Raw genomic sequence first — 1,858 nt, 5'->3', positions numbered from 1 at the left:
GGCGCGGGGGGGCGCGCGGGGGCGCCGGCGCGGGGGCGGCGGGGGGGGGGGGGGGGGGGGGGGGGGGGGGCGGCGCCGCCGCGGCCGCGCCCCCCGCCGCGGGACCTCGCCGGCCCCAATTTGCTTGTTCACCTTACGAATTCTCGGAGCAAAACTTGAGGAGCCCGGTGTACAAGAGTTAAACGAACAGGGGTTACGATCTCGGCTACCGAGCTCAGCGTTGAGTACCAGGAGTCAAGATCGTGAGCGTCACCCAGAAGCCCTCCGGGGCGGTCGAGGCCACCACGCCCGGCCGCCTCGGCTTCGTCGTCTTCATCACCGCCGCCGCAGCCCTCGGCGGGTTCCTGTTCGGCTACGACAGCTCCGTGATCAACGGCGCCGTCTCGGGCATCCAGGAGAAGTTCGGCGTCGGCGACGGCGTGACCGGTCTGATCGTCTCCTCGGCCCTGCTCGGGTCGGCGATCGGCGCCGCGGTGGCCGGCCGGTTCGCCGACCGCTACGGCCGCATCAAGGTCATGAAGGCGGGCGCGCTGATGTTCGCCGTCAGCGCCGTCGGCTCGATGCTCCCGTTCTCCGCGTGGGACCTCGCCTTCTGGCGCGTGCTGGGCGGCGCCGCCATCGGCATCGCCTCGGTGATCGCGCCGACCTACATCGCCGAGGTCGCGCCGACCAGGTACCGCGGCCGCCTGGCCTCCTTCCAGCAGGCCGCGATCGTGCTCGGCATCGCGATATCCCAGCTGGTCAACTGGGTGCTGGCGGACGCCGCCGGCGGCGACACCCGCGGCAGGCTGCTCGGCCTGGAGGCCTGGCAGTGGATGCTCGGCATCTGCGTGATCCCGGCCGCCGTCTACTTCGTGCTCTCCTCGGTCATCCCCGAGTCCCCGCGCTACCTGATCCAGGCCGGCCGCCTCGACGACGCCCGCACCGTGCTCGCCGAGGTCGAGGGCGAGGGCGTCGACACCGACGCCCGGATCGCCGAGGTCCAGGCCCTGATCGCCTCCGACCACCGCCCGCGCTTCCGCGACCTGCTCGGCGGCCGCTTCGGCCTGCTGCCGATCGTCTGGGTCGGCATCGGCCTGTCGGTCTTCCAGCAGCTCGTCGGCATCAACGTGATCTTCTACTACTCGTCGATCCTGTGGCAGTCGGTCGGCATCGACCAGAGCAACTCGCTGCTGATCAGCTTCATCGGCTCGGTCATCAACATCCTCGGCACCGTGATCGCGATCCTGCTGGTGGACCGGATCGGCCGCAAGCCGCTCGCCCTGATCGGCTCGGCCGGCATGGCCGTCGCCCTCGGCGCCGCCGGCTGGGCGTTCTCCTCGGCCACCGGCAGCGGCGACAACGTCACCCTGCCCGACCTCCAGGGCACCGTCGCGCTGGTCGCCGCCAACGCCTTCGTGCTGTTCTTCGCGATGTCGTGGGGCGTGGTCGTCTGGGTGATGCTCGGCGAGATGTTCCCGAACCGCGTCCGCGCCGCCGCCCTGTCCGTCGCCGCCTCCGCGCAGTGGATCGCCAACTGGGCGATCACCGTCTCGTTCCCGTCGATGTCCCGCTGGAACCTGTCCGCGACCTACCTGATCTACGCCGCCTTCGCCGCGCTGTCGATCGTCTTCGTGGCCAAGTACATGAAGGAGACGAAGGGCGTCCGCCTGGAGGACATGGGCTGACGGGAGGACACGGGCCGCTCCGCCGGCCCCGGACCTCCGGCCCCGGGGCCCCGGCCCGCGCCCCGCGGGGGGTGGCCGCCGGCCTGGCGGGGGGGCCCCCCCCCCGGGCGGGGGGTGCCGGGGGCCCGCGCCAGCAGGAATCCGGGCCCGGCCGGGGCGGCACCGCCCAGCTCGTGCGCCCGCGCGTACAG

Annotated in this window: 1 protein-coding gene; it reads left to right on the top strand. The window is 72.6% G+C overall.

The window, feature by feature from the left end; all coding sequences use genetic code 11:
- Window positions 1-239 precede the first annotated feature (239 nt).
- On the top strand, window positions 240-1,667 hold the full coding sequence (locus ACFV4G_RS08655) for a sugar porter family MFS transporter (protein WP_380437961.1): 1,428 nt from the start codon (window positions 240-242) through the stop codon (window positions 1,665-1,667).
- Window positions 1,668-1,858 lie beyond the last annotated feature (191 nt).

Source organism: Kitasatospora sp. NPDC059747, from assembly GCF_042732955.1.
Classification (GTDB): domain Bacteria; phylum Actinomycetota; class Actinomycetes; order Streptomycetales; family Streptomycetaceae; genus Kitasatospora.
The sequence above is the reverse complement of the archived record's forward strand: the minus strand, read 5'-3'. Positions and strand labels throughout refer to the sequence as shown.